The 23658-nt window shown below is 64.9% G+C and carries 19 protein-coding genes; 12 read left to right on the top strand and 7 right to left on the bottom strand.

Going from position 1 to position 23658, the window contains the following annotated elements; all coding sequences use genetic code 11:
• Positions 1-203 precede the first annotated feature (203 nt).
• Entirely contained in the window at positions 204-1472 is a 1269-nt protein-coding gene (gene rlmN / locus B5483_RS06485; protein ID WP_054947172.1) for a dual-specificity RNA methyltransferase RlmN, read from the bottom strand.
• 272 nt (positions 1473-1744) lie between these two features.
• Between rlmN and B5483_RS06480 the strand changes: the two genes are divergently transcribed.
• On the top strand, positions 1745-2413 hold the full coding sequence (locus B5483_RS06480) for an outer membrane protein (protein WP_054947173.1): 669 nt from the start codon (positions 1745-1747) through the stop codon (positions 2411-2413).
• 65 nt (positions 2414-2478) lie between these two features.
• On the opposite strand, the gene B5483_RS06475 is transcribed toward B5483_RS06480, so the two are convergent.
• From B5483_RS06475 to B5483_RS06460, 4 genes are all read right to left on the bottom strand, one after another.
• Positions 2479-2988, bottom strand: a complete 510-nt coding sequence (locus B5483_RS06475) for a hypothetical protein (RefSeq protein ID WP_054947174.1) — start codon at positions 2986-2988, stop codon at positions 2479-2481.
• A gap of 103 nt (positions 2989-3091) precedes the next feature.
• Entirely contained in the window at positions 3092-3553 is a 462-nt protein-coding gene (locus tag B5483_RS06470) for an NUDIX domain-containing protein (protein ID WP_079729767.1), read from the bottom strand.
• A gap of 31 nt (positions 3554-3584) precedes the next feature.
• Positions 3585-4064, bottom strand: a complete 480-nt coding sequence (greB, locus tag B5483_RS06465) for a transcription elongation factor GreB (RefSeq protein ID WP_079729766.1) — start codon at positions 4062-4064, stop codon at positions 3585-3587.
• 88 nt (positions 4065-4152) lie between these two features.
• Positions 4153-6129 carry a lytic transglycosylase domain-containing protein gene (locus tag B5483_RS06460; protein WP_176167956.1) on the bottom strand — a complete coding sequence of 659 codons (1977 nt, stop codon included), beginning with the start codon at positions 6127-6129 and terminating at the stop codon, positions 4153-4155.
• Between the two features lie 112 nt (positions 6130-6241).
• On the opposite strand from B5483_RS06460, the gene dapA reads away from it, so the two are divergent.
• Positions 6242-7123 (top strand): 4-hydroxy-tetrahydrodipicolinate synthase, encoded by an 882-nt coding sequence (dapA, locus tag B5483_RS06455; RefSeq protein ID WP_054947178.1) that lies wholly within the window; start codon positions 6242-6244, stop codon positions 7121-7123.
• Between the two features lie 41 nt (positions 7124-7164).
• On the opposite strand, the gene B5483_RS06450 is transcribed toward dapA, so the two are convergent.
• Positions 7165-9096 (bottom strand): alpha/beta hydrolase family protein, encoded by a 1932-nt coding sequence (locus B5483_RS06450; protein WP_342743649.1) that lies wholly within the window; start codon positions 9094-9096, stop codon positions 7165-7167.
• A gap of 236 nt (positions 9097-9332) precedes the next feature.
• On the opposite strand from B5483_RS06450, the gene smpB reads away from it, so the two are divergent.
• The 7 genes from smpB (at position 9333) to B5483_RS06415 (ending at position 18581) form a co-directional block, all read left to right on the top strand.
• Entirely contained in the window at positions 9333-9815 is a 483-nt protein-coding gene (gene smpB / locus B5483_RS06445) for an SsrA-binding protein SmpB (protein WP_007014746.1), read from the top strand.
• Positions 9812-10378 carry a DUF2062 domain-containing protein gene (locus B5483_RS06440; protein ID WP_054947180.1) on the top strand — a complete coding sequence of 189 codons (567 nt, stop codon included), beginning with the start codon at positions 9812-9814 and terminating at the stop codon, positions 10376-10378. Before smpB ends, B5483_RS06440 begins: the two co-directional genes overlap by 4 nt.
• A gap of 41 nt (positions 10379-10419) precedes the next feature.
• The gene (locus tag B5483_RS06435; protein ID WP_054947181.1) at positions 10420-11001 is read left to right on the top strand and encodes a DUF2062 domain-containing protein; all 582 of its coding nucleotides are present in this window, start codon (positions 10420-10422) and stop codon (positions 10999-11001) included.
• 56 nt (positions 11002-11057) lie between these two features.
• Positions 11058-13451 (top strand): hybrid sensor histidine kinase/response regulator, encoded by a 2394-nt coding sequence (locus B5483_RS06430; protein ID WP_245828855.1) that lies wholly within the window; start codon positions 11058-11060, stop codon positions 13449-13451.
• A 200-nt stretch (positions 13452-13651) separates the two neighbouring features.
• A complete protein-coding gene (recA, locus tag B5483_RS06425) occupies positions 13652-14728 on the top strand; it encodes a recombinase RecA (protein WP_054947183.1) in 1077 nt (358 codons plus the stop codon).
• A 213-nt stretch (positions 14729-14941) separates the two neighbouring features.
• Positions 14942-17593, top strand: a complete 2652-nt coding sequence (alaS, locus tag B5483_RS06420; RefSeq protein WP_079729764.1) for an alanine--tRNA ligase — start codon at positions 14942-14944, stop codon at positions 17591-17593.
• Between the two features lie 28 nt (positions 17594-17621).
• On the top strand, positions 17622-18581 hold the full coding sequence (locus tag B5483_RS06415) for a glutaminase (RefSeq protein ID WP_079729763.1): 960 nt from the start codon (positions 17622-17624) through the stop codon (positions 18579-18581).
• On the opposite strand, the gene B5483_RS06410 is transcribed toward B5483_RS06415, so the two are convergent.
• The gene (locus tag B5483_RS06410; RefSeq protein ID WP_079729762.1) at positions 18572-20353 is read right to left on the bottom strand and encodes a cation:proton antiporter domain-containing protein; all 1782 of its coding nucleotides are present in this window, start codon (positions 20351-20353) and stop codon (positions 18572-18574) included. The two genes, B5483_RS06415 and B5483_RS06410, sit on opposite strands and share 10 nt — an antisense overlap.
• Positions 20354-20536: 183 nt before the next feature.
• Between B5483_RS06410 and B5483_RS06405 the strand changes: the two genes are divergently transcribed.
• The 3 genes from B5483_RS06405 to recN all read left to right on the top strand — a co-directional run bounded on the left by B5483_RS06405 (position 20537) and on the right by recN (position 23642).
• Entirely contained in the window at positions 20537-21334 is a 798-nt protein-coding gene (locus B5483_RS06405; RefSeq protein WP_054947187.1) for an outer membrane protein assembly factor BamD, read from the top strand.
• Positions 21335-21420: 86 nt separating this feature from the next.
• On the top strand, positions 21421-21864 hold the full coding sequence (locus B5483_RS06400; protein ID WP_054947188.1) for an RrF2 family transcriptional regulator: 444 nt from the start codon (positions 21421-21423) through the stop codon (positions 21862-21864).
• 113 nt (positions 21865-21977) lie between these two features.
• The gene (recN, locus tag B5483_RS06395; RefSeq protein WP_079729761.1) at positions 21978-23642 is read left to right on the top strand and encodes a DNA repair protein RecN; all 1665 of its coding nucleotides are present in this window, start codon (positions 21978-21980) and stop codon (positions 23640-23642) included.
• Positions 23643-23658 lie beyond the last annotated feature (16 nt).

The raw sequence follows: 23658 nt of genomic DNA, 5'->3' as shown, positions 1-23658 counted from the left end.
GTACGCGGGGCGGACATGGACCGCCCCGATATCTGCGAGTGGGGAAGCACTGCTTCCCCCTCATGGGCATCCCTGCGTAAGCGGGGATGTCCTTTTTTTGTGCCTCAGGCACGTTCGCGAACATCGCCCCGGATCAGGTCCGGGACGATGGTGCAGGCGCGATGTTCAATGGAGCCGGTCCCGGTGGATCCGGCGTCGGCATGTCAGCCGAGCGCCTGTTCCTTTTCGGCGTAGAGGCGTTCCAGTTCGGCGCGGCTCTTCTTTTCGGCTGCGGTCTTCAACTGGCCACAGGCGGCATCGATGTCCCGGCCGCGTGGAGTGCGTACGGGCGCGGAAATGCCTGCCTCGAAGACGATGTTCGAGAACGAGCGGATCCGTTCGGGCGTAGAGCACTCATAGGGAGCGCCTGGCCAGGGGTTGAACGGGATCAGGTTGACCTTGGCCGGCAGCTTGTAGTGCTTGAGCAGGCGGACCAGCTCGCGCGCGTCGTCGTCGCTGTCGTTCTTGTCCTTGAGCATGACATACTCGAAGGTGATGCGCCGCGCATTGGACGCGCCGGGATAGTCGGCGCAGGCCTGGAGCAGTTCCTCGATGCCGAACTTCTTGTTGATCGGCACAATCTCGTCGCGCACTTCCTTGGTCACGGCATGGAGCGAGACCGCGAGATTCACGCCAATTTCCTCACCGCACAGTGCCATCTTCGGCACCACGCCCGAGGTCGACAGTGTGATGCGGCGCTTGGAGAGTGCGAGGCCGTCGCCGTCCATGACCAGTTTGAGCGCGTCGCGCACGTTGTCGAAATTGTAGAGCGGCTCGCCCATGCCCATCATCACGATGTTGGTGAGCAGGCGCCCGTCGGCGGAGTAGGAGCCTTCGTCCTCTTCCTCGTCGAGGCCGGCCATCGTGGCGAGGCGGGTGTCGTTCGCGTTCTTGGGCCATTCACCCAGTGAATCGCGCGCCAGCATCACCTGGCCGACGATCTCGCCGACCGTGAGGTTGCGCACGAGCCGCATCGTGCCGGTGTGGCAGAAGCGGCAGTTCAGCGTGCAGCCGACCTGTGAGGAAACGCACAGCGTGCCGCGGTCCGCATCGGGGATGAAGACCATTTCGAAGTCGTGCCCGTCCGCGGTACGCAGCAGCCACTTGCGCGTTCCGTCGCTGGAATGCTGGGCCTCGACGATGTCCGGGCGGCCGATGACGAAACGCTCGGCCAGCCAGGGGCGCATGGTCTTGGCGATGTCGGTCATCGCCTCGAATTCGGTCACGCCGCGATGGTAGAGCCAGTGGAACACCTGCTTGGCGCGCAGCTTTGCGGCCTTGGCGTCCAGACCTGCCTGCTCGAACAGTTCGGCGATGCGCTTCTTGGGCAGGCCGATGAGATCGACGCGACCATCTTCGCGCGGGGTGACGTCACGCGGGACGGGCACGGGGTCGATGTGCCCCGGGATCGGCATGAGTTTCGTGTCTGACATGATTGGCGGCCATATAGTGCAAGCCGCGCCATTTCGGAAGAGTGCAGGGATTCCGAGACATTCATGAAGCGCGAGCGGGCGCATGCGAACGCCGAAAGTTCGCGTTCGGTTCCCGCCGTCCGACGCTGCGAAAAGGCGTCTCGTCGATGCAGTGTTGCCAAAAAACATCAATGATTTCGTTGTCTTACGTTCATGAAACTCTCTTCCGCCCTTGAGCATTTCATCGGTCCAGGCGGGCACGACCTGCCGATGGAAAAGAATTGGAGTTACACATGAAGAAGATCCTTGTTTGTCTCGCTGCCGGCAGTGCCATCGCATCGGTTCCGGCCATGGCGCAGGATGTCGGTCCGGCCGAGCCCTTCGAGGGTTTCCACGTCGAAGGGCTCGCTGGCTATGACGTGACCAAGGCCGGCAGCAGCGTCGATGACGATTCCTCCATAGATAACGACCAGTCGATCGACGGAGCCCTTTTTGGTGTCGGTGCCGGGTACGACTTCAGGATGGGCAACGTGGTCGTCGGTCCCGAAGCCGAAGTGACCTGGTCGACCGCCAAGACCGAGTTCGACAACGGCGATTTCGAAGGCTTCGGCATCGGCAATGTGAAGACCAACCGCGACCTCTACCTCGGTGCGCGCCTTGGTTACGTGGTTTCGCCCTCGACCATGGTCTACGCCAAGGGCGGCTACACCAATGCCAAGTTCGACGTGCGCAACGGCGACGGCTCGGTCGTGACCAACCGCGACATCGACGCGGACGGCTGGCGCATCGGTGCGGGTATCGAGCAGGCGGTGAGCAACAACGTCTTCGCCAAACTCGAGTACCGCTACTCGAACTACGAGAAGGGTGAACTCGACTACACCGGCGACATTGCCGACGGTCAGCGTTTCGACCTCGACCTTGACCGTCACCAGGTCGTTGCAGGCGTCGGCGTCCGCTTCTGATCCCGACAACAGTTTGGAGAGAGGAGGGCGGGGGCGTCATGCTCCCGCCCTTTTTCATGCCCGGGTCAGCGTAGCTGGGCGCATCCGATCAGCGCCGCGTCCATGGCGGACGCGGCTCCGGCGAGCGGCCAGGTATTGCCGAAGCGCCCGCCTTGTGCGCCTTGGGCACTGACGGACATCTTCGTGGCGGATCGCATGGCGGCGATGATCGCGGCGTTGTCCTTTTCGTCGATCGGCCAGGCGTCGCCGCCGCCGCCGGTCAGGGCGTAGCGCTTGCCGCCGATGCTCAGCGAAATGCGTGGATTTGCCGCCATCTTGCGCGACAACCGAAAGTGCAGCTGATTGCGGGCACCGCGACGCGGCCAGGTGCCGACGGCGACATAAGGCTGATAGTCGCGGCGCAAGGTGCTGGGCTCTGCCATGGCGATGGCATAGCAGCGCGGCACCACCGGATCGCGAAAGGCGCCCCAGGTGCCGTAAAGTCCGAGACTTTCGCGCGCCAGGGCTGTCCCGCCGCAGACGATGAACGTGGCGGCAAGCAAGAGCGACAGGACCGGGCGAAGCGAACGATGCATTGGCGGCGCTATAGGCTGACGGATGGGGCGAGGGAAAGTCTTCGCACGTTCAGGCGCGCGATCGCGGCCCTGAACCTGTCGGTGCGTTTCCAGGCCGCAAAAACTACCAGGGCTCGAGTGCGAATTCGCCGCGCCGGTAATTCCCGAGACGTCGGTTGGTCGCTGGCGAAATGTCCGGTGGCAGGGCATCGGGCGAAAACCATCCTATTTCCCGCACTTCGTTGGGATCGGCGATGCGAACGGCCTGCCGGGTGCGCACGGCGAAGATGACGATGTGGTCATCCTTGTACTCGCCGGTGCTGTGATAGATGCCGACCACGCGTTCGACCGTGAGTTCGCAAAGGTCGATTTCCTCTTCGAGTTCCCGGCGCAGTGCGACTTCGAAACTCTCGCCTTTTTTCGCGCTGCCACCCGGTAAGTGCCAGAGATTGCCGTAGGTGTGGCGGACGAGGAGGACCTGGCCGGACCCGTTCCACACGATCGCCCGCACGGTCAGGGTTCGCGGCCTGAAAAGGCGCCAGTACACCCGCGCCGCCTTGCCGATAATCCTGTGACGCAATGCCATGCCGACCTCCGGCCTGTCGCAGAATGCGATACTACGGATACGCGATGGAGATCACTTCCCATTCCTTTTCCCCGGACGGAAGGCGCACGGTCTTGAGGTCGCCGACCGCCGCACCGCGCAGGGCGCGCGAGAGCGGGGCGCTCCAGCCGATATGGCCGGAACCTGCATCCTGCTCGTCGTCACCGACGATGGTGATGGTCCTGTGGTTGTCGTCCTCGTCCGCGATCGTCACGGTGGCGCCGAAGAAGACCCGGTCACGCTCCGTCTGGCGCGAAGGGTCGACGACGCGCAGCTTCTTCATGCGGCGGGCAAGGTGGCCCAGTTCGCGGTCGATCTCGCGCATGCGCTTGCGACCGTAGAGGTAGTCGCCGTTTTCCGAGCGATCCCCGTTGCCTGCCGCCCACGAGACGATCTCGACGATCTCGGGTCGCTCGGTGCCGAGCAGGTGGTCGTAGCGCGCGCGCAGCGCGGCCATTCCGGCAGGGGTGATCGGTGGTCCGGCAGGTTGCATAGCCCGATATCCTTAGGCGAGGTACCGGGCCGAGGCCAAGCCTGCTGCCACACTTGTGAACCGCCGGGCGCCTGCCGGAGCCTTGGCGTCAGCCCGGTTTGCGCTTGCCCATCAGGTGGCTGAGCGGGGTCTGGCCCTTGTAGGGCGATTTCTCCGGATAGATCGTCTCGTAGACTACCGCATTCTCCAGCACGCGCTGGATGTAGTTCTTGGTCTCGTAGATCGGGATCTGCTCGATCCAGTCGATCCAGTCGATCGAGCCGGTGCGCGGATCGCCATTGGCGCGCAGCCACTTGTTCACGTTGCCCGGCCCGGCGTTGTAGGCCCCCACGGCCAGCGGGGTCGAGCCGCCATAGTAGTCCATCATCCGCGCGAAATAGCCGTCGCCCAAGCGGATGTTGTAGCCGGGATCGCTGGTGAGCGAAGTCGGATCGTAGCTCAGGCCCATCTTGCCCGCCTGTTCGCGCGCAGTACCGGGCATGAGCTGCATGAGCCCGCGCGCGCCGGCATGGCTTACCGCATTCTGCGCGAACTGGCTTTCCTGCCGGGAAAGCGCATGGACCATGGTCCAGTCGGTGCCCGGCGGATTGGGGATGAGCGGGAAGGCGATCTCGCCGAATTCGCCGAAGCCGTCGGCATGGGCGCTCTGGCCCAGAATGACGGCAAGGTCGCGCCGCCCGATTTCCTTGGCGAGATCGGCCACGAGAATGTGGTCTGAGGCAGTCCTGGCGGCATCCGATATCTCGCGGAAGAACTGGACCGTGGTGCGCCAGTCTCCGTCGCGCGCGACATCGCGCACGGCATCAGTGATCGGCTTGGCCATGAAGGCTTCGCGCTCCGCCTTGGTCGGGACGATATGCGGCATCGTGTCGAGGTCGGGCAGGGGGCGGCCCAGCCGCTCGAGCGAGAGCTGGCCATAGAAATACTGCGGATAGGCGGCGGCCATCTCGAAGTAGCGGTTGGCTCCGGCGCTATCGCCTGCCTTGGCCATCGCGCGCCCGGCCCAGTAAAAGCCCTTGGAGCGGGTTCCCGGGGTCTGCGCCGCAGCGCCGTAGCGATAGAACAGCGGCGCCGCGCGGCGCGGAGCGCCCAGATCCCACAGCGCCTTGGTGCCGCCCAACCACACGAGCGAGGTGTAATCGTCGCGCAGGCGGTAGGACAGCTGGCTGATGTCGGTGCCCGGGGCAAAGGCGTCGTCGATCGATTCGGCGATTTTCACCGCGCTTTCGGTACCGGCCCCGCGCGCAGCGACCAGAAGTTCCTTTACCCACTTTTCCGGTTCGGGAACGGGTTCGGCCAACGGCGGGCGGTTGGCCAGCAGGTTGATTTCCGAAGACATGCTGCCCGATTTTCGCGCCTGGACTGCGCGGTTGTAGACATAGCCGGGGTCGCGGCCGATGTTTGCGGGCAGGGTCAGGCCCATGCTGCCCGGGGCCGAACCCTGGAGCAGGGCCAGCCGTTCCATGAAGGCGTTGCGGTTGGCCGAGGAAACAAACGAGATCTGGCGCTCCGCCTGAGACGTTTCCCCCTGCCAGAGCAGTTCGTTCATCCGTGCGTCGTGGTCGGCGGGGGTCAGGACGTTGCGGTAGAGCGTGAGCAGGCTGGTCTCGTCCATCGGATCGAGGGAGCCAGCGCGCCACGCGGCGACGGCCTTCTCCTTGGCGTCCGCGCGGCGCAGCCCGGCAAGGGCGGTGGCATAGCGTCCCGCACCCTTGCTGGTGAGCGGGGGGAAGCGATCGAAATAGGCTGCGACCGAGCGTGGCTCGGGCGAATCGCGCAGCACTGCCTGCTCGGCGAAGCGACGAATCTTCTCTTCCTGAGGGTAGCCGGGGTACGTCAGGAGAAAGCTCGAATAAGCCGAGAAGCTCATGTTGCCGTTGGCGACAAGGACCTTCCAGTTGTCGATCGACTGATGCACGCGCATGTCGTGATTCTGCATCGATCGCGCCCGCGCCAGGTCCCATTCGCGGCCATCGACACCCTTTTCCTGAGCCATCGCGGGAGCGCTCAAAAGAGCGGTCGAGGCGAGCAAGATGAGGGGAGATATTCGCTGCATGCTGGACATTTTGGGAAAAGGCTCCTTATCAGGCGCTGAACACGAAGTCCGTGCATCAGGTTCCCGGTATTCCGGGGTCCGATTGCCGGACGATCAATGAACGTCAGTTGGGGTAAAGTCCATGTTCTCGGGGTCCATTCCTGCTCTTGTCACACCGTTTCGCGACGGGGCGTTCGACGAGCAGGCTTTCCGTCGCCTGGTCGACTGGCAGATCGAATGCGGCTCATCCGCGCTCGTGCCCTGCGGCACGACGGGCGAGAATTCGACGCTTTCCAACGCCGAGCACCACCGCGTCATCGAGGTCTGCATCGAGCAGGCGGCCGGGCGCGTGCCGATCATTGCCGGCTGCGGCAGCAACGATACGATGAATGCGCTTCTCCACATGAATTTTTCGAAGAAGTGCGGAGCCGCCGCCGCACTGGTGGTCGCGCCCTACTACAACAAGCCGAGCCAGGAGGGCCTGCTCGCCCATTTCAGCTATCTGGCTGAAAACGCTGAGCTGCCCATCGTGCTCTATAACGTGCCGGGCCGTACCGTGACCGACCTTCGCCCCGAGACGGTATGCGAACTGGCGCGCCGTTTCCCGGATACCTTCATCGGTATCAAGGACGCGAGCGGCGACCTCAGCCGCGTGACCGACCACCGTCGCGGTATCGGCAAGGAGTTCGTGCAGCTTTGCGGCGATGACGAACTGGCACTGCCGTTCAACGCAGCGGGCGGCGTCGGCTGCATTTCGGTGACGGCGAACGTCGCACCCAAGCTCTGCGCCGAGTTCCAGGCCGCCTGCGCGGCCAACGACCTCGAGGAATCGCGCCGCCTCAACGACCTGCTCTACCCGCTGCACTACGCCATGTTCGAGGACAGCTCGCCGGGCCCGTGCAAGTATGCGCTGGCACAGGTCCACGACTGGATCGAAAACGAGCTGCGCCTGCCGCTCGTCCCGTGCAATGACAGGGCTCGCCTCGCGGTCGACGAGGCCCTCGTTCACGCCGGCCTGCTCTGAGGCCGGCGGTCCGGCGATCCGATCGGATCGCCGGAAAGTCTTCACTCCGCCGGGTTGTGCTTCTGCACGAACTGCATGGCGGCGCTCAGCATTTCCTTGCGGGTTGCGCTGCGCGAGAGCCAGTGATCTTCGCCCTTGAGGACGACCATTTCGTAAGGCTTGCCGGCGTCCTTGAGCGCGTCGGCCATGACCGCGCTCTGCTTGAACGGAACGACGGTGTCGTCCTTGCCGTGGATGAGCAGGACCGGCGCATCTGCGTTGCCCGCAAACCGGCGCGGCGAGATTTCGTCGTAGGTGCCGGTTTCACCAAGCTGCGCGCGCAGCGCTCGCCCGGTCATGCGGGAGTGGCCGCTTTCGGTCAGGTCGGTCTGGTACATGAGGTCGACATCGGAAACGCCGGCAACCGAAACGGCGCAGCGATAGAAGCCATGCTGCAGCGTTACGCCTGCCAGTGCAGCGTATCCGCCATAACTGGCCCCAACGATGCAGGCGCGGCGCGGATCGACGATCCCCTGGCGGACGAGTTCGGCCAGCCCGTCGGTGATGTCGGTCTGCATCTTGCGGCCCCATTGCCCGTCACCGGCGTGGCGGAAGGCGTCGTCGCGGTTGGTGGAACCGCGGAAGTTGGGCTGGAACACGGCATAGCCGCGCGAGGCGAACGCCTGTGCCCACCAGTCGAAGCCAAGATCGTCTTGAGCCGAGGGGCCTCCGTGCGGAAGCATGATGACGGGAAGGTTCTTCGCTTCGCGACCCGGCGGCAGCGTGAGGATGCCGTCCATCTCCAGCCCGTCGGCCGCCGTGTAGCTAACGCGCGAAATTGGGCCGATGTCATCCGGGCCGATGAGCGGGCGCTCGTCACCGATTGGCGAGGCCTTGCGGGTGGCAAGGTCTACCCGGAACCACGTGCCACTGTCCCGGTTGCCTTCAGTGCGTACGAGGATCTTCGAAAAGTCGGGCGTCCAGTCCATGAGGCCGACGTTGCGGTCGGGGAAGGCGGCGAAGATCTTGGCGATCGTGCTGTTGAGCTTGGGGTCGAACATGACCGCCTTGGGCCTGTCGCCACGCTCACGGTAGCCGATCATCCGGCTGCTCGCCCGATCGACGTAAGTGCGTGAAGTGGACACGTTGGCGAGGATTTCCTTCGTCTGACCACCCGTCAGGGGAACTTCGTACCAGTGGGACGTTCCCTCTTCGTCCTCCGACTGGTAAATCACCGTCGAGCCTCCGTATCCGAACCACAGGAGGCTGACGTCGCCGGTGGGGCTGACCCCGCGGGCGATCACGTCATCTTTGGCATTGGCGATCTGCCAGGAACCGCTCGTCTCGGCGATGTCCAGGGTCGCGGCGACCTCGCCCTGCGCGTCGACCAGCCAGTCCCTGTAATGGTTTTCGGCCGGCGCGCGCGCCACCTGCCGCGCCCGGTTGGTGGACAGGTCCACGGCATAGAGGAGGGCGCGCCCATGCTTGAAATAGGCGTTCCCCATGGAGCGCCCCAACTCGATGCCTCCGAAATAGCCGACACTCTTGCCGTCGACCTTGCGGATCCCGTAACTGCCCCGGGTCGTGTTGGCGATGGCACTCGTGTTGGCGAAGACGAGTTCGGCTTTGGAATTGCTGACCGAAAGGACGAGCGTTCCAGTCAGCTCGTACTTGCTTGCAGTGAAGTAGGGGCCGAGTCCGACTGTGGCGCTGTTGGTGATCAGCAGGATGTCGTCGTCCGCCCAGTTGATTCCACGGATCTTGGCATCGCCGGTGGGTGCGTTGGTCGTTGGGCGCCCGGCGGTATCCAATGTCACGATCCGGCGAACGCCCGAAATCCAGGCGATCGTGGCGAGGTTGCCGGAGGGCGAGATCGCGATATCCTCGACGCTGGGCAACTCTCCATAAGCCTCGAGCGGTGGCGGTGCGGCATCGGCAAGCGATGGAAGGGCCGCAGCAATCAGGCTCGCCGTGGCAAGAAGTATCTTTCGCACTGGTCTGAATTCCCCCGATATTCGCGATTCGGTATTTCGGGAAGGATGCCGCAAGGCAAGTCGGGCAGCCCGGCTTGTCCGTTTAAATCTTTGTAATGTGCATCCCGGCAGGACTTGCTGCGCGCGCCTCTCGGGACCTGTACTGAAGGCGCCGGGGAATTCGGCACAAACGTGCTGCGATTCATCCCGAAGGGGCGTTTCCTTTTCGCTTTTGAATCCCTACATGGCCCACCGACATGGCACGCCCGCAGCACAAGACATTCGACAAGAAGAAGAGCGTCGCGGAAAACCGCAAGGCCCGCTTCGACTATCACATTGAAGACACTTTCGAGGCCGGCATCGCGTTGACCGGCACGGAGGTGAAATCGCTGCGTTTCGGCGAAGGGTCGATCGGCGAATCCTATGCCGAGATCAAGAACGGCGAATGCTGGCTGGTGAACTCCAACGTGCCCGAGTTCAGCCACGGCAACCGTTACAACCATGTGCCCAAGCGTCCGCGCAAGCTGCTGCTGCACGAGCGCGAGATCGCGCGGCTGCAAGGCGCGGTCGAGCGCAAGGGCATGACGCTGGTGCCGTTGTCGATCTACTTCAACAGCCGGGGGCGGGCGAAAGTCGAACTCGCGCTTGCCAAGGGCAAGAATGCGGCTGACAAGCGGCACACGATCAAGGAACGCGACTGGAAGCGCGAGCAGGGCAGGATCTTGCGGGACCACGGATGAGCGCGCTGCTGGCCCGACTGTCAGCCTGGCTCCATCGCCAGATGCCGACGCACGAGCAACTCGAGGCGAATCGGCTTACCGCTCCTATTTCGCGGCGACGCGAACTGTTCCGCTTCACGCGTCGCTCGGTCCCGCGCGGGGTTGCCGTCGGGATGTTCGTCGGCATTTTCGCGCTGATCCCCGGCGTGCAGATTGTTGGCGCTGCGCTGATGTGCGTTCCGGTTCGCGGCAACATTCCGCTGGCCGCGGCGATGACCTTCATCAGCAACCCGGTCACGACGATCCTGATCATTCTGCCGCTGTCGGTGGCGATCGGAAACAGTTTCGGCTTCCACGCCGATGTCGAGACGGTCAATGCCATGGTTCGTTCAGGTGCGCCCGTTCATCAATGGTGGACGTGGCTGCTTTCGGATACTGCGCCGGCCATCGTTATCGGATTGTTTGTGCAATCGGTGGTAGCGTCCGTCGTTAGCTATTTTGTGACTGTATGGTTCTGGCGATTCTGGATAGGGCGCAAGCACCGTGCAAGGCTCAGGCGTTCTGGTCGGGATTTCGATTCGTGAGTGGCATTTTCCGTCGCATATCCGCTTCGCTGCTCCGGCGTATGCCGTCGCGTGAGGACTTCGAGCGCAATCGCTGGATTGCGCCGATCGCCCACCGCGTCCTGAGCCCGGAACTTTGGCGCTTCACCCGTCGCTCGGTGCCGCGCGGCGTGGCGCTGGGCCTCTTTGCCGGCTTTATCGTCCCGGTCGGGCAGATCTTCCTTGCCGCCTTCCTCGCGCTTCCCGCGCGCGCCAACGTGTCGATCGCCGCGCTCGTGACCTTCGTCACGAATCCCTTTACCCTGCCTTTCTGGGTGGTGGTCGCCAACCGGCTTGGCCGCTTCTTCCTGCATGTCGATCCGACCGGAGTCGCTTCGGCAGTCGGCAGCGGCATGGACGACAGTGCCTGGGACACGCTCATCTGGTTCGCGCAGTCCGCGGGCTTCGCAGCCGTCGGGTTCGTCGTGCTGGCCATCGTCGCTTCGGCGCTCGGCTATGTTCTTTCAGGCCTGATCTGGCGCAGCTGGATCGGCCGCAAGCACCGTGCGCGCCGGGTCCGGCATGCCCAGGCCCGGGCCGAACGAGAAGCCCGCGCTCACGAGGCAGTCGCCGCTAGCGCCGCCTCGTTTGAGGCGGCTGCGTGAAGTTGATCGACGAGGCCGTGCGCCAAAGTCGCCAGACCGACCTGCTGGTGGTCGGCATGGCGATGGCCTTCAGTGTTCTGCTGGTCGGTATCGTTACCCAGGATTCGCTGGCCACTTCCGTCTATCTCGGTGCCCTGATCGCGCTGGCGGGACTTGCCTGGATGATCGTGCGCAACCGGCCGCAGGAGGCCGAGGCCGAGTTCGCCCAGCCTGACTGGTCGGTAACCGTCGCCGCGATTGACCGGCCGGACATGGCCATCGCGGTGACCGATCGCGCCGGAAGGCTGACGTGCGCCAATGCCAGCTTCGAAGCGTGGTTCGGCACCGGCTACGCGCCGCCGCGCCTTCCCCTCGACGAACCTTCGCTTGAGCGTCTGGCCGACGCCAGTCGCGCGGCATGGCGCGATGGGTCGGCTGCTGCCGATGTGACGGCCGGAGCCGAGCATCCGGGCGGCGCGCGGCAATGGCGGATCGAAGTGCACCGCTCCGGCCGCGGTGACGACTTTCTCGTCTGGCGTATCGCACCCGTCAGTTCTGTGGATCTCATCGGTGATATCGTGACCCAGCTTGGCGGCAAGCTTGGCAAGGGCCTCGCCCGGGCCGGGATCGCTGCGGCGCTGGTCGAACCCGACGGCATGATCCGCGCCGCCAACAAGGGCTTTGCCCTGCGCGCTGCCGGCGATGAGGCAATCGATCTTACCGGCGAGGATTTCGTCTCGCTCCTGAGCCAGGAAGAAGGCGAGCGCATCGGCTGGGCCCGCGACAATGGCCGCGGCAGCCCTCTGGTCCTCTACCACGTGCCCGTCGCCGATCCGGATTCGCCCGTCGAGCCCGACCCCAACACGACGCCCTCGCTGATGTTGGTGATGGAAGCCGGGCAGGGCATCGGTGCTGCGGGCGGCGGCGGGAATTCCGCGCCGCATCTCGAAGCTCTTCTCAGCCAGTTGCCGCTCGGCCTCGCGATGGCCGACCGCGATGGACACCTCCTGTTCGCCAACCCGGCGTTCATGCGGGCGGCCGGGCGCGAAGGGCAGTTGCCGCCGACTTATCCCACCGATCTCGTGGTCCGTGAGGACAAGCGCGCGCTGTCCGAATCGATCCGCCGTTTCGCGCAAGGGCCTGCTGCCGCCGGCGATATCGCGATCCGCCTGACCGCGCAGCCCGACGATCCGGTTTCGCTCAGCCTTGCCGGCGTGCGCGGGCTGGGTGAGCCTGCGGTCCTGCTTGGCCTGACCGACACATCCGAGGAAACCCGCCTCAAGCGGCAGGTCGCCCAGGCCACCAAGATGCAGGCGGTCGGTCAGTTGGCCGGCGGCGTCGCGCATGACTTCAACAATGTGCTGACCGCGATCCTGGGCACCTGCGACCTCATGCTGATGCGCCACACGCCCGGCGACTCGGACTATGACGACATCCAGCAGATCCGCGCCAATTCGAACCGCGCGGCATCGCTGACCCGCCAGCTCCTCGCATTCTCGCGCCAGCAGACGCTGCGCCCCGAAGTGCTGCAGCTTCCCGACGTCGTTGCCGATGTGTCGCAGATGCTGCGCCGCCTGATCGGCGAGAAGATCGAGCTGGTCGTTTCGCATGACCGTGATCTCGGGCCGGTGCGCGCCGACCCGACACAGCTCGAGCAGGTCATCGTCAACCTCGCGGTCAACGCGCGCGATGCGATGCAGTCGTCCAGTGCCAAGAAGGGCGGCGACGGATCGGGCGTCCTCACTCTCGCGACCCGCAAGGTGACGACGACCGACGTGCGCGCGATGCGCAGCGAGATTATCCCGGCGGGCGAGTACACCGCGCTCATCGTCGAGGATACCGGCGGCGGTATCGCGCCCGAGCACCTGGGCAAGATCTTCGAGCCGTTCTTCACCACCAAGGAGCAGGGCAAGGGCACCGGGCTCGGCCTCTCGACCGTTTACGGCATCGTCAAGCAGTCGGGCGGTTTCATCTTCGCCGAAAGCGAGGTGGGCAAGGGTACGCGCTTCATCGTCTACCTGCCGGTCTATCACGTGGCTCCGGGCACGACGCCGACTCCGGCGGTGAAGGAGGAAGCACCTCCGCCGAGCCAGTGGGCAGGCGGTGGACGCATCCTGCTGGTCGAGGACGAAGACCCGGTGCGCATGGTCGCGGAGCGCTCGCTCACGCGGCAGGGCTATGAAGTGACCAGCGCCCGCGACGGCGAAGAAGGACTCGCGCTCGTTGAAGAGGGCGGCCAGTTCGATATCGTCGTTTCCGACGTCGTCATGCCTTCGCTCGATGGTCCGGCCATGGCGCGCGAGATCCGCAGGCTGCAGCCGAACCTGCCGGTGCTGTTCATGTCGGGCTATGCCGAGGAACAGCTGCGCAAGGAAATCGGCCTGTCGAATGCCTGGTTCATGCCCAAGCCGTTCTCGGTCCAGCAGCTTTCCGAAAAGGTGGGCGAAGTCCTCGCGCGCACGGCCAAGTAAGGCTCCGGTTTCCTAAGGCGTTGATTTCCGGCCCGCTCGCCGTGCTGCGGTCCGGCGTCTTTTCGCCATGCCTGCGCCTGCCTCAATTAAATTTGGGAAAACTCCCTTTGTTCCCCTCTTGTTCACGGGGAACAAACAAGATACATCGGGGTCCGCGACGTTGACCTTTCCGGTCAGGCCGGTAGCAAAGGGGAAGTGAAATGGCTGCTCAGCTCAAGCTGATCCAGGAAGGCAAGGATAAGGACTCCATGGACCGTCAGAAGGCGCTCGACGCAGCGCTCGCCCAGATCGATCGCGCGTTCGGCAAGGGCAGCGCGATGAAGCTCGGCTCGAAGGAGACGATGCAGGTCGAAGCGATCTCGACCGGCTCGCTCGGGCTGGATATCGCGCTTGGAGTCGGCGGACTTCCCAAGGGCCGCGTGATCGAAGTCTACGGGCCGGAAAGCTCGGGCAAGACCACGCTGGCGCTGCATGTCATCGCCGAAGCGCAGAAGGCTGGCGGCACCGCTGCCTTCATCGACGCAGAGCACGCACTCGATCCCGTCTATGCCAAGAAGCTGGGCGTCGACATCGACGAACTGATCGTCTCGCAGCCCGACACCGGTGAGCAGGCGCTGGAGATCACCGATACGCTGGTGCGCTCGAACGCGATCGACGTGCTGGTGGTCGACTCGGTCGCCGCGCTCGTCCCCCGGGCCGAAATCGAAGGTGAGATGGGCGACAGCCACGTCGGCCTCCAGGCCCGCCTGATGAGCCAGTCGCTGCGCAAGCTGACCGGCTCGATCAACCGTTCCAAGTGCATGGTGATCTTCATCAACCAGCTGCGCATGAAGATCGGCGTCATGTACGGCAACCCGGAGACGACGACGGGCGGCAACGCGCTCAAGTTCTACGCCTCGGTTCGCCTCGACATCCGCCGCACCGGGCAGATCAAGGACCGCGACGAGATCATCGGCAACGCAACCCGCGTCAAGGTGGTCAAGAACAAGGTCGCGCCGCCGTTCAAGCAGGTTGAGTTCGACATCATGTACGGCGAGGGCATCTCCAAGATCGGCGAAATTCTCGACCTCGGCGTCAAGGCCGGCATCGTCGAGAAGTCGGGCGCATGGTTCTCCTACGATTCGATCCGCATCGGCCAGGGTCGCGAGAACTCGAAGAACTACCTGCGCGAGAATCCCGAGGTCTGCGACCGTCTCGAGAAGGCGATCCGGACCAAGACCGAAGGTCTGGCCGAAGAAATGATGGCAGGCCCCTCGGACGAGGATGACGCCGAATAAGGCTTCCGCCCCTTTGCAGAAACAGGAACCCCGGTGCGTTGCGCCGGGGTTTTTGCTTGGGGTGAACTTGGAACGCGGAGCCCTTCGCGGCCCGTCCGGACGCTTTCAGCGTAGCCGATTTGCCGCATATCTGCGGATTATCGTAAAAACCGAACAGTCTGACCGCGCCTTATAGCTTGTCGGTTTCGCGCCTGTGCCTTATCGGCCCGAGTTATGCAGACGACCAACGAAATCCGCCGGTCCTTCCTCGACTATTTCGCCAGTAATGGTCACGAGGCCGTCCAGTCCGCGCCGCTCGTTCCTTACAACGACCCGACGCTGATGTTCGTGAACGCCGGCATGGTGCCGTTCAAGAACGTGTTCACCGGCCTCGAGACCCGCGCCACCCCGCGCGCGACGTCCTCGCAAAAGTGCGTGCGCGCAGGCGGCAAGCACAACGACCTCGACAATGTCGGCTACACCGCGCGCCATCACACCTTCTTCGAAATGCTGGGGAATTTCTCTTTCGGCGACTACTTCAAGGAACAGGCGATCACCCATGCCTGGACCCTGCTGACGAAGGAATGGGCGCTTCCGGTCGAGAAGCTGCTGGTCACGGTCTATCACACCGACGACGAAGCCTTCGACCTGTGGAAGAAGATCGCCGGTCTGCCGGAATCGAAGATCATCCGTATTCCCACCAAGGACAACTTCTGGGCGATGGGCGACGATGGCCCGTGCGGTCCGTGCTCCGAGATCTTCTATGATCACGGCGACCACATCTGGGGCGGCCCTCCGGGAAGCCCCGAGGAAGACGGCGACCGCTTCATCGAGATCTGGAACCTGGTGTTCATGCAGTTCGAGCAGGCAGCTGGCGAGATCGTCGGCAATCTGCCCAAGCCCTCGATCGACACCGGCATGGGGCTTGAGCGCATCTCGGCGGTCATGCAGGGCGTCCATGACAACTACGACATCGACACCTTCAAGGCGCTGATCGCCGCTTCCGAGCACCTGACCGGCGTAGCCGCCGAGGGCGAGAGCCGGGCGAGCCACCGCGTTATTGCCGATCACCTGCGCTCGACCAGCTTCCTGCTTGCCGACGGCGTACTGCCTTCGAACGAGGGCCGCGGCTACGTCCTGCGCCGCATCATGCGTCGCGCCATGCGTCATGCGCACCTGCTGGGCGCCAAGGATCCGCTGATGCACCGTCTGGTGCCCGCGCTCGTCGCGGAGATGGGCCAGGCCTATCCCGAACTCGGCCGCGCGCAGCCGCTGATCGAGGAAACCCTGGAACGCGAGGAAGTGCAGTTCCGCCGCACCCTGTCGAACGGCCTCAAGCTGCTCGACGAAGCCACCGCCGAAATGGGCGAGGGCGCCCGGCTGCCCGGCGAGACCGCGTTCAAGCTCTACGACACCTACGGCTTCCCCTATGACCTGACCGAGGATGCCCTGCGTTCGCGCGGCATCAGCGTCGACAAGGACGGCTTCGACGCTGCCATGGCGCAGCAGAAGGCCGCCGCCCGCGCCGCCTGGAAGGGGTCCGGGCAGGCCGCCGACAACGAAGTCTGGTTCGACATCGCGGAGCGTGAAGGTGCGACCGAATTCACCGGCTACACTTCGACCTCGGGCGAGGGCCGCGTCGTGGCGCTCGTCAGGGACGGCAAGGAAGTCCAATCGGCTTCGGTCGGCGACGAAGTCATTGTCCTGACCAACCAGACCCCGTTCTATGGCGAATCGGGCGGCCAGGTCGGCGATGCCGGCACGATCACCGGGCCCGGTGGCCTCGTCATCGCGATTGCCGAAACCGCCAAGCCGCTTGGCCGCCTGCACACCATGACCGGCAAGGTCGAGGCCGGGCAGATCAAGGTCGGCGAGACGGTCAACCTCGTCGTTGACGAAGCGCGCCGCGATGCGATCCGCGCCAACCACTCCGCCACCCACCTGCTGCACGCCGCCCTGCGCAATCGCCTCGGCGATCACGTCACGCAGAAGGGTTCGATGGTGGCGAGCGATCGCCTGCGCTTCGACTTCTCGCATCCCAAGGCACTCGAGGTCGAGGACATCGCCGCGATCGAGGCTGAAGTGAACGCCGAGATCCGCGGCAACGAGGCGGTCATGACCCGCCTGATGACGCCCGACGATGCCATTGCCGCCGGCGCCATGGCCCTGTTCGGAGAGAAGTACGGCGACGAAGTGCGCGTGCTGTCGATGGGCCGCAGCAATGGCGGCAAGACCTACTCGGTCGAGCTGTGCGGCGGTACCCACGTCAATGCCACCGGCGATATCGGTGTGTTCCGCATCGTTTCGGAAAGCGCCGTTTCCTCCGGCGTGCGCCGTATCGAGGCGCTGACCGGCGAAGGTGCGCGCCAGTGGCTGGTTGCGCGCGAGGAAGCGCTGAAGAATGCCGCCGGTATCCTGCGCACCACGCCCGAAGATGTCGAAGCGCGCGTCGCGGCGCTGCTGGACGAGCGCAAGAAGCTCGAGCGAGAACTGGCCGAAGCCAAGAAGGCGCTGGCGCTCGGCGGCGGCGGTGCAGCCGCTGCCGGTCCGGCCGACGAGGAAGTCAGTGGCGTGAAGTTCTCGGGGCAAGTCCTCGAAGGTCTCGACCCCAAGGAACTGCGCGGATTGCTCGACCAGGCCAAGCAGCGCCTCGGTTCGGGCGTTGCGGCGATCGTTGCGGTCAATGACGGCAAGGCTTCCATCGCGGTGGCCGTGACCGACGACCTCAAGGACAAGGCCAGTGCAGTCGACCTGGTGCGCAAGGGCGTCGAAGCGCTTGGTGGCAAGGGCGGCGGCGGGCGTCCGGACATGGCGCAAGGCGGCGGTCCCGACGGTTCGAAGGGCGCCGATGCCATTGCCGCGGTAAAGGCAGCGCTCGCCGGCTGATCGGTCGGGTTGGAAGGAGATGTCGGCAATGGATCCGGGGCACTGTGACGTTGGCCGGATCGTTGCCGAGATCGCCGGGGAAATGCGCGGACACGAGCACCGCGGCAAAGTGGCCGACTACATTCCGCCGCTCGCCTGCGTGCCGGTCGAGAAATTTGGCCTTGCCGTGGTCATGGCCGATGGCACTGTCCACTGTGCGGGCGATGCCGAAGAGCCGTTTTCGATCCAGTCGATTTCCAAGGTCTTCGCGCTGACTCTCGTGCTGGGCGCAGTGGGCGATCAGGTCTGGAAGCGGGTGGGGCGCGAGCCTTCGGGCTCGGCCTTCAACTCGATCGTCCAGCTCGAAACCGAGCAGGGCATTCCGCGCAATCCCTTCATCAATGCCGGGGCGATCGTTCTGTGCGACGTGCTCCTTGGCGGGCTGCAGCCGCGCGAGGCTATCGGCCAGATGCTGCGCTTCGTGCGCGAACTGGCGGGCGACGACAGCATAGCCATAGACGAGGTGGTTGCGCGAGCGGAGCAGGAAACCGGCTTTCGCAACATGGCGCTGGCCAACTACATGCGCGCCTTCGGCAATATCCATGCGCCCGTCGACCTGGTGCTGGGGACCTATTTCCACTTTTGCGCGCTGACCATGACTTGCCGCCAGCTTGCCCTGGCCGGACGTTTCCTGATGGCCGACGGTCGCAATCCGGTGAGTGGCCATAGCGTCGTCAATCCACGGCGGGCGCGGCGCATCAATGCGCTGATGATGTCTTGCGGTCATTACGACAATTCGGGCGATTTCGCCTATCGCATCGGCCTGCCGGGAAAGTCGGGCGTGGGCGGTGGCATCCTGGCGATCGCGCCGGGCATCGCCAGCATTGCCGTGTGGTCGCCGGGGCTGAACCGCAGCGGCAATTCGCATCTGGGGCAACTCGCGCTCGAACGGCTCGTCCAGCGGACCGGGTGGTCGGTTTTCGAGCCGCGCGGGGGCGGTCAGGCGTGAAGGCTGTCCTCCAGCGATGAGGACTTGAGCGCGGGTTTCTCCGAGAGCCCGCCCTGTTCCATGATGCTTTCGCGGAACTCGTCGCGCTTTTCGTGGATCGAGGCGATGACGGGCCCCATCGCGACGCCGGTTTCGATCAGCACGGCTTCCGACAGTTGCAGCGAGCTTTCCAGCGTTTCCGGCACCGCGTGGGTCGCCCCGGCGCGATAGAGCTGGGCTGCGTGCTCGGGATCGCGGGCGCGCACGAGAACCGGCAGGTCGGGGAACTGCTGGCGCAGCTTGCGCACCATGCGCTGGGCCGTGACGGGCTCATCCATGGTCAGGATCACGGCATTGGCCTGGTCGGCGCCCAGCCGCATCAGCGCATCGCCGCGCCCGGCATCGCCGAAGGAAACGGTGTAGCCCAGACGTTTGCCCTGGCTGACGAGATCGGTGTCCGAATCGATGGCGATGTAGGGCTTGTTGTGCTTGGCAAGCATGTCGGCCACGAGGCGGCCGACGCGGCCGAAGCCGACGATCACCGTGTGCGGCTCGCCGGTATGCTCGGGCGGCTGGTGCAGCGGCTCACCGGCATCGACGCGGCGCGCCATCATGCGGCCGAAAAGCGAGAGCAGCGGCGTGACGGTCAGGCCGATGGCGGTGACGATCTGCCAGAACATCGCGGTGCCCGGCTGGATCAGTTGCGCCGAGCCGGCAGCGGTGAGCACGATCAGCGTGGTCTCCGAAGGGCTCGACATGAGGATGCCGGTCTCGGTCGAGGTGCCGCGACGCGCGCCCATCATCCGCAGCAGCAGGCCGGTCACGACGGCCTTGAGCAGGATGACGCCCACTGTGGCGACGAGGATCGATCCGAGGTTCTCCCAGATCACCTGCAGGTCGATGCTCATGCCGATGGTGATGAGAAAGACGCCAAGCGCGAGCCCCTTGAACGGCTCGGTGATTTCTTCGACTTCGGAATGGTATTCGGTCTCGGCGATCAGCAGGCCGGCGACGAGGGCGCCAACGATCGGCGAAAGGCCCGCGGCGGCGGTCGCCAGCGAGGCCAGGATGACGACCAGCAGGCTGGCGGCCAGGAACAGCTCCGGGCTCTTGGTGCGTGCCGCCTGCGTGAAAAGCGGTGGCAGCAGGTAGCGCCCGAACACCAGCAGGGCGACAATGACGACGGTGCCCCAGATCAGCGTGTTGATGAGGTTGCCCATCCCGTCGGCTTGGGCATGGGGTGCCAGTGCGCCGAGCAGGAAGATGATCGGGACCAGCGCGATGTCCTCGAACAGCAGCATCGAGAGCGCCGCACGTCCGACCGGCGTCGTCGTGTTGGTGATCTTGAGGACCAGCGCGGTCGAAGACAGGGCAAGGGCAAGGCCCAGCGCCAGAGCGCCCGTGAAGTTCTGCCCGATGGCCGAGAGGATGAAGGTCAGCGACCCGCCGATGACGATGAGTTCGAGCGAGCCGAGCCCGAAGACCAGTCTGCGCATCTCCCACAGGCGGCCGAATGACAGCTCGAGCCCGATGGAAAACAGCAGGAGGATGATGCCGAATTCGGCGAAGACTTCCAGCCCGCCGGGGTCGGTTATGGTTATGTGAGCGAGCCAGGGATAGTCGAAGACATGACGTCCCAGTCCGAACGGCCCGACCAGGACGCCGACGAGGATGAACCCGATCACCGGCGTGATGCGGAAGCGCGAGAATACCGGGATGACGATGCCTGCCGCACCGAGGATGACGAGAGCGTCGGAAAGAACGGGGGAGTATAGTTCGCTGGAGCCGGCCATGTGCCGCTCACTATGGCAGGCGAGGCGAATTTGTCACCTTCGAAGCTGCATTTTCGGGGCATTTGCACTGGCAGGGCAGGGGCTTGCATCCACGACGGACCACAGGGGCTATGACGTGGACGACTGGGCATACCCGCGTAACTTCACTTGGCGTTCAGCAAAGCGCTGGTTATAGACCCCGCCATGTTCGAACGCTCGCGTCTGAAGACCGCTCTCCTTGCCGCCGCCACTGGCGCGATTGTCCTCACTGCCGGTTGCGCCGGTCGCGGGGGTGGAAACAAGGACACTGCCTACGTCGCACGGGACGTCGACACGCTCTATGCCGCGGCCAAGCAGCGCCTCGACACGGGGCGCACCAAGCAGGCCGCCGCGCTGTTCGACGAAGTGGAGCGCCAGCATCCCTATTCGCCCTGGGCCCGTCGTGCCCAGCTGATGAGCGCCTTCAGCTACTATGCCGCGCGCGATTACAACAAGGCGATCCAGTCGGCGCAGCGCTTCCTGTCGATCCACCCGGGCAACAAGGACGCGCCTTACGCCTATTACCTCATCGCCATCTGCTACTACGAACAGATCAGCGACGTGACGCGCGACCAGCGCACCACCGAGCAGGCGAAGCAGGCGCTGACCGATATCACCCGCCGCTATCCGACCACGCCCTACGCGGCCGACGCCAAGCTCAAGCTGGACCTTGTCAACGATCACCTTGCCGGCAAGGAAATGACCATCGGCCGCGCCTATGAGCGCCGTGGCAAGTGGCTGGCGGCAACGCTGCGCTTCCGTAACGTGGTCGACAATTTCCAGACCACCAGCCACACGCCCGAGGCGCTGTTCCGTCTCGTCGAAGGCTACCTCTCGATGGGCATCCCCGAAGAGGCGCAGAAGGCCGCGGCCGTGCTCGAGGCGAACTACCCGAACAGCAAATGGTACGATCGCGCCTACAAGCTGATGACGCGCTACGCTCCGGAGAACGCCGCAGCCTGATCGCGGCTGCCCCATCCTGCCGGAGGCGGGCTTTTTCTCTACTTGGCCGGTTGACATGACGCCGTGCGCCCGCGCAGTGTCGTCGCATGCTGTCGCAGAAAACCCGTTACACGATCCGCGCCCTGCAACATCTGGCCGACAATTACCGCAAGGGCTCCGTGCGTCTCGACGAGATTGCGGTGGCCCAGAACATTCCGCGCAAGTTCCTGACGGTGATTCTCTCCGAACTGGCGCGCGACGGCATCGTCATCTCCCACAGGGGGCGCTCGGGCGGGTATGAACTGGCGCTGCCGCCTGTCGACATCCGCTATGGCGACATCATCCGCATCACCCGCGGCAGCCTCGCACTCGTGCCCTGCGCCAGCCGCAATGCGCATGAGACCTGCGCCAATTGCCTGCCCGAGGCCGAATGCCGGCTGCGCGGTCTGATGCTGACCTTGCGGGACGAGACCGCCAACATGCTCGACCGCCTGACCCTGGCCGACCCGATCGATCCCGAACCGCCAGTCCTGGCCGAGCCCGAATACTGATTGCCCCTGGGATCGTTGCGTTGCGCGTCGCGCACAGCTGGGGGAAACTGGCAGGCAAGGCGCGCAATCCCGGGTGACGCGCGAAAAAGACTTCGCTAGAACGCTTCGCGAACATGCTGACCCGGCTTTCCATCCGCAATATCGTATTGATCGAGGCGCTGGATCTCGATTTCGCCGGAGGGCTTGGCGTCCTCACCGGTGAGACGGGTGCGGGCAAGTCGATCCTGCTTGATGCGTTGGGCCTCGTGATCGGCAACCGTGCCGACAGCGGGCTGGTGCGGGCGGGTGAGGCGAAGGCCAGCGTGACCGCCAGCTTCGAATTTTCAGCATTTCCGCCTGCCGTCCGTGCAGTGCTCGCGGATGCCGAGATCGATGTCGAGCCGGGCGAACCGCTGATCCTCAAGCGCCAGCTCAAGGCGGATGGCGGCTCCAAGGCTTTCCTCAACGACCAGCCGGTGAGCGTCGCACTATTGCGTGAGATCGCGCCGGTGCTGGTCGAGATCCATGGCCAGCATGACGATCGAGGCCTCGTCAATCCGCGCGGCCACCGCGAACTGCTGGACCGCTTCGCGGGTGGCGACGTCGCAGGGGTCGAGGCGGCGTGGAAGGACTGGCGCAAGGCGCAGGACGCGCTCGACGAGGCGCGCGCCCGGGTCGCGAAGGCCGCTGAAGACCAGGACCTGCTGGTCGCGCACCTTGCCGAACTCGATGCGCTCGCGCCGGAAGAGGGCGAGGAGGAACAACTCGCCCACGCCCGCGCCGACATGCAGAAGGGCGAGAAGCTGTCCGAGGATCTCTCGGCCCTTCAGCACTTGTGGGAAGGTTCCGATTCGGCGCTGGCCAGCATGCGCGGTGCGGCGCGGCGGCTCGACCGCATTGCCGGCGAGCACGAATTGCTGGCCGAGGCGCTCGCCGCGCTGGACCGGGCGGTGATCGAGGCGAGCGAGGCGGAAGAAAAGCTCGAACGCGCCGCTGAAGCGCTGGCCTTCGATCCGGCCGAGCTGGACAGGATCGAGACGCGTCTGTTCGATCTGCGCGCCGCGGCCCGCAAGCACGGTTGCCAGGTTGACGATCTGCCCGGGCGCATGGCGCAGATGCGTGAGGAACTGGCAGCCATCGAGGGCGGCGAGGAGCATGTGGCGGCCCTTGAAAGGGCAGCGGGCAAGGCCGCGCTGGCTTATCACCAGGCGGCGAGCACACTGCACGACTTGCGCCGGGCGGCGGCCAAGCGGCTCGACGCAGCCGTGGCTTCGGAACTGGCCCCGCTCAAGCTCGATGCGGCGCGCTTCCAGACTTCGGTCGCAAAACTGCCCGAGGAGCGCTGGGGGCCGCAGGGGATGGACGCGGTCGAGTTCCTGATCAGCACCAACCCCGGCGCCGATTTTGCGCCGCTGGCCAAGATCGCCTCGGGCGGCGAGCTTTCGCGCTTCATCCTCGCGTTGAAGGTGGCCCTGGCCGAAGAGGGCGGGGCATCGACGGTGATCTTCGACGAGATCGACAGGGGCGTGGGGGGCGCGGTTGCCTCGGCGATCGGCGATCGCCTCGCGCGGCTCGCCAGCGACGGGCAGTTGCTGGCCGTCACGCACAGCCCGCAGGTCGCGGCGCGTGGGCGGCGGCACTACATGATCGCCAAGTCGAGCGAAGGCACTGTCACGCGTACTTCCGTCACCCTGTTGGGCGATGGCGACCGCAAGGAAGAGATCGCCCGCATGCTTTCCGGCGCGGAAGTGACGGACGAGGCTCGGGCCCAGGCCGACAGGCTGCTCGAAGGCGTCTGAACGGCCTCCTGCAACG

The organism is Novosphingobium mathurense, from assembly GCF_900168325.1.
Lineage (GTDB): Bacteria > Pseudomonadota > Alphaproteobacteria > Sphingomonadales > Sphingomonadaceae > Novosphingobium > Novosphingobium mathurense.
Note: the sequence above shows the minus strand (reverse complement) of the source record. Positions and strands in the feature narration are given on the sequence as shown.